Origin of the sequence: Ornithinibacter sp. (genome assembly GCF_035443565.1) — a bacterium.
In the GTDB taxonomy this organism is placed as follows: domain Bacteria; phylum Actinomycetota; class Actinomycetes; order Actinomycetales; family Dermatophilaceae; genus Fodinibacter.
This window is the reverse complement of sequence record NZ_DAORSO010000169.1, coordinates 1-4231: the sequence shown is the minus strand read 5'-3', so window position 1 is coordinate 4231 and position 4231 is coordinate 1. Positions and strand designations below refer to the sequence as shown.

Below are 4231 nucleotides of genomic sequence, written 5' to 3'. Positions count from 1 at the left end.
CACCTGCGGGTCGAGAACCGGGTGCTGCCGGCCGGGCCGACGATCGTCGACGTGCTGGCCAACGCCGCGTTCTACTACGGCGCGATCCGGATGCTGGCCCACGAGGACCGTCCGGTCTGGACCAAGATGAGCTTCGCGGCGTGCGAGGAGAACTTCAACCGGGCCGCCCGTGACGGCATCGACGCGCACCTGTACTGGCCCGGGTTCGGTGAGCTCTCGGCCGACGAGCTGATGCTGCGTCACCTGCTGCCGCTGGCGCACGAGGGCCTTCGCCAGTGGGGGGTCTCGGATGCCGTTCGCGAACGGTTCCTCGGTGTCATCGAGGGGCGCTGCACCACCGGCGTCAACGGAGCGGTGTGGTCCACCAAGGCGGTCGAGGCCTTCGAGGCGGGTGGCTGCACCCGCAGCGAGGCGCTGAGCCGGATGCTTGAGCTGTACGCCGTGCACATGGACTCCAACGAGCCGGTGCACACCTGGCCGCTGCCCTGAGCGACCGGATGCCCTGACGACCGGATGCCGTGACGCACCGTGCGTCGGGGGTCGCCTCAGGCGGGGGTCTGGTTCCACGTCCGGATGGCCGGCACCGAGCGCTCGACCTCCAGCACGCACAGGGCTCCGGCGTCCAGGAGCAGGCTGGCGCCGAACCGGGCGGGTTGGCGCAGCCACGTCGCGGCGAGGATGCGCAGCAGGTGGCCGTGCGCGAAGAGCGCGACGTCACCCGTCTCCAGCGACGGCGCGATCCGCGCGAGCACGCGGGACGCGCGCGCGGCGACCTCCTCGACGGTCTCGCCGGGCGTCGCCCCCGGGACCACCCCCTGGTCGAACACCGTCCACGCCGGGTCGCCGAGGTCCTCGCGGATCTGGGCCGTGGTGCGCCCTTCGTAGCCGCCGTAGTCCCACTCGACGAGGTCGGCGTCCGTGGTCGGCGTCAGCCCGGCGAGCTCGGCGGTCCGCCGAGCTCGCTCGAGCGGTGAGGAGAGCACCTCGACGAGGTCGAAGGGGGCGAGCAGCGGGGCAAGGGCCCGGGCATCGCGTTCTCCGTCGGGGGTGAGCGAGAGGTCGGTGAGCCCGGTGTGACGACCCGAGCGGCTCCACTCGGTCTGGCCGTGACGCACCAGCATGAGTCGGCCCGGGGGTTCTGAGCGCACGGTCATGGGCCCCACTGTCCCACCTCGGTGCGAGGATGGGTGCCATGCCGTCCTACATCGCCTTCCTGCGTGCCGTGAACGTCGGTGGGCGGTTCGTGAAGATGGACTCGCTGCGTGAGGCACTGGGCGATGCGGGGTTCTCCGACGTGCAGACGCACATCCAGTCGGGCAACGTGTTCGTGCGCAGCGCCCGACGCACCCCGGGCCCGGTCGCGGTCGAGATCTCGAGGGTCCTCACGGCGCACTGCGGCTTCGACGTGCCGGCGATCGTGCGCACGCCCGCCCAGGTGCGCTCCGTCCTGGCTGCCGTCGACGCGGTCGAGCCGCTGCTCGTGGGGGAGTCCCGACGCTACGTCGCGTTCGCTGACGCCGACATCCCACTCGAAGCGGCCGCTCAGCTCGACGCCTGGGACAGGCCCGACGAGCGCGTTCGGGTCCTCGGCTCGGAGGTCCTTGCCGAGATGACGGCGGGCTTCCACAAGACCACCCTCACCAACACCCGGCTGGAGCGCCTGACCGGGCGGATCACCACCTGGCGCGACCTGAGCGTCGTCCGCGCCATCGACGAGAAATGGGGTGCCTGATGGCACAGCAGGACCAGCCCGAGACCGGCGGAACGGGCCTTGGCCACCGCAGCGTGTCGTTGACCCGTCTCGAGCACGGCAGCTACCTCGCCACCAACGAGCGCGGGGGCACGCTGCGCTTCGGCGGGGGAGGGGAGTCACCCGACTTCACCCCGGTCGAGCTCTTCCTCACCGCGATGGCGGGGTGCAGCGCCATCGACGTCGACTTCATCACCAGCCGCATCGCCGAGCCGGTGCGCTTCGACGTGACGTCCGAGGGAGAGAAGATGCGCGACGGCGTCGAGAACCACCTCGGCGACATCGAGATCACCTTCACGGTCCGCTTCCCCGAGGGAGCCGAGGGGGACCGGGCGCGCGAACGGCTGCCCAAGGCCATCGCCCAGAGCCGCGACCGGCTGTGCACCGTGTCCCGCACGGTCCAGCGCGGCGCCGACGTGCACATGCGTGAGGGCTGAGGCGTATCACGCAGGCGCACAGCCCTCTCCTGACCAGGGAAGGGAGTGATCGACAAGGAGCCTGACCCGGCCCTCGCGGCGGTGAAGACCTATCGCTACCTGCGCATCGCGCTGACGGCGCTGGTGGTGCTGCTGTTCGCGTCGATCGCCATCGAGTGGGTGGGCACCGACCGGTGCATCCAGCCCTCGATCAGTGCGTACTACTTCACGCCGGTGAAGGCGGTGTTCATCGGGGTCCTCGTGACGATGGGAGCCTCCCTGCTCGCCCTGAAGGGCAACACCGACGGTGAGGACGTCCTGATGAACCTCGCCGGGATGCTCGCGCCGGGGGTGGCGTTCATCCCCACGGTGGCGTCCGGCGTGTGCGGGAGCGGGGCGTCGCCGGGTTCGGGCGACGGGATCGCGGATGCCGTGGCCAACAACATGCCGGCGCTCTTCATCACCGGTCTGGTCGTCGCCGTCGCGGCGGTGCTCATCGCCCGCCACGAGCGCCGAACAGGGGGCACCACCGCCGGGTCGTCGCTCAGCCCGGCGAACAGGCGGGGGCTGGCCCTCACCGTCGCCGTCCTCGGCGGCGGCATCGTGTGGTTCTTCGCCGACCCCGACAGCTTCATCGCACGCGGTCACGATGCCGCGGCCATCCCGATGTTCCTCGCGATCATCGCCGTGGTGTGGCTCAACGCCCGGGACGTCCGCCGTGGGGTGCAGCAGGGCTCGATGCCCCAGGACCGCACCCGCTACGTCGCGATGTACCGGGCCGTCGCCATCGCGATGCTGCTGGCGCTCGCGACCACCGTCGCGCTGAGCCTGCTGACCGGGTCGACCTCACTGGTGTTCTGGGTCGAGGTCGTGCTGCTCGTGCTGTTCGCCGTGTTCTGGGTCATCCAGACCCTCGAGCTGTGGGACCGGGGGCTGCGCCGTCCGTGAGGGGGATGCCCGGGTGGCCGCGCGACGGCATCCGGGGCGTCCCGGGCCTATCGTGTCGTCATGGCCCGCTACCTCGACGTCCATCCGGTCGACCCCCAGCCGCGCGCCATGGCGCAGGCCGTAAGCGTGTTGCGAGAGGGCGGCTTGATCGCGTACCCGACCGACTCGGGCTACGCCCTCGGGGCGATGATGGGCAACCAGCACGCCAAGGAGCGCATCCTCGCGATCCGCCGGCTGGACGACAAGCACCACTTCACCCTGGTGTGCCGGGACTTCGCCCAGCTGGGTCAGCTCGTGCACGTCGACAACGCGGTGTTCCGGGCCGTCAAGGCGTCGACGCCGGGGCCCTACACCTTCATCCTGCCGGGGACGTCCGAGGTGCCGCGGCGGCTGCTGCACCCGAAGAAGCGCACCGTGGGGGTGCGCATCCCCGAGCACCCGGTGGTGCGCGCCCTGCTCGCCGAGCTCGGGGAGCCGCTGCTGTCCTCGACGTTGATCCTGCCCGGCGAGAAGGATCCGATGACCGACGGCTGGGCGGTCAAGGAGGAGCTCGACCACGTCGTCGACGTCGTCATCGACTCGGGGGAGTGCGGCACCGAACCCACGACCGTGGTCGACCTGTCCAGCGGGTCCGCCGAGGTGGTGCGCGTCGGGGCGGGTGACCCGGCGCGCTTCGAGTGAGGCACGCCGGGCCGGTGGGGTGACCCGACGGTCAGTTGCCGGAGCCGCCGTTCAGCTTCCGGATGCCGTCGCGGTCCAGCGACGTCATGCTGAGGTTGCTCGAGGTCCGGTTGCACTGGGGGTAGTGCATGATCGAGGCCGAGTCGTAGGCGGTCAGCGGGCGCCAGTTGTTGTCCTCGAAGCACGTTGCCGCTTCGGGTCGGGTGTGCTCGTGGCGCAGGCCGAGGACGTGGCCCAGCTCGTGGGCCATGATGTTGCTCGGGGTCCACGACCCGGACGAGTACAGGCTCTTGGCGTTGACGAGCACGTTGCGCGAGGACTTGCTCGAGCTCGGGAAGAACGACCGGGCGATGTACTGCGAGGTCTTGGTCGGCTCCACCGAGGCGGCCAGGGTGGCAGGTGGTGCTTGGTGGTAGGGCGCGGAGGTGATCACGTA

At 70.7% G+C, this 4231-nt stretch carries 6 protein-coding genes and 1 pseudogene; 5 read left to right on the top strand and 2 right to left on the bottom strand.

Annotated features, from left to right (window positions below; all coding sequences use genetic code 11):
• A pseudogene (locus PLL68_RS12685) lies at window positions 1-489 on the top strand (glutamate--cysteine ligase); the annotation flags it as partial.
• A 56-nt stretch (window positions 490-545) separates the two neighbouring features.
• On the opposite strand, the gene PLL68_RS12680 reads toward PLL68_RS12685, so the two are convergent.
• The gene (locus PLL68_RS12680; protein ID WP_324534622.1) at window positions 546-1154 is read right to left on the bottom strand and encodes a histidine phosphatase family protein; all 609 of its coding nucleotides are present in this window, start codon (window positions 1152-1154) and stop codon (window positions 546-548) included.
• A 38-nt stretch (window positions 1155-1192) separates the two neighbouring features.
• Here PLL68_RS12680 and PLL68_RS12675 point away from each other — a divergent pair, with 38 nt between their 5' ends.
• Genes PLL68_RS12675 through PLL68_RS12660 form a run of 4 tightly spaced genes read left to right on the top strand, consistent with a single transcriptional unit; the run spans window position 1193 to window position 3795 of the window.
• The gene (locus PLL68_RS12675) at window positions 1193-1732 is read left to right on the top strand and encodes a DUF1697 domain-containing protein (protein WP_324534620.1); all 540 of its coding nucleotides are present in this window, start codon (window positions 1193-1195) and stop codon (window positions 1730-1732) included.
• A complete protein-coding gene (locus PLL68_RS12670; RefSeq protein ID WP_324534618.1) occupies window positions 1732-2187 on the top strand; it encodes an OsmC family protein in 456 nt (151 codons plus the stop codon). The genes PLL68_RS12675 and PLL68_RS12670 overlap by 1 nt, the downstream gene beginning before the upstream one ends.
• Before the next feature lie 45 nt (window positions 2188-2232).
• Window positions 2233-3114: a hypothetical protein gene (locus PLL68_RS12665; protein ID WP_324534616.1), complete on the top strand. Its 882-nt coding sequence runs from the start codon at window positions 2233-2235 to the stop codon at window positions 3112-3114.
• A 60-nt stretch (window positions 3115-3174) separates the two neighbouring features.
• A complete protein-coding gene (locus PLL68_RS12660) occupies window positions 3175-3795 on the top strand; it encodes an L-threonylcarbamoyladenylate synthase (RefSeq protein ID WP_324534614.1) in 621 nt (206 codons plus the stop codon).
• Between the two features lie 31 nt (window positions 3796-3826).
• Here PLL68_RS12660 and PLL68_RS12655 read toward each other — a convergent pair.
• Window positions 3827-4231: M12 family metallo-peptidase (locus PLL68_RS12655; RefSeq protein ID WP_324534612.1), on the bottom strand; the 405-nt coding region annotated here is incomplete at its 5' end.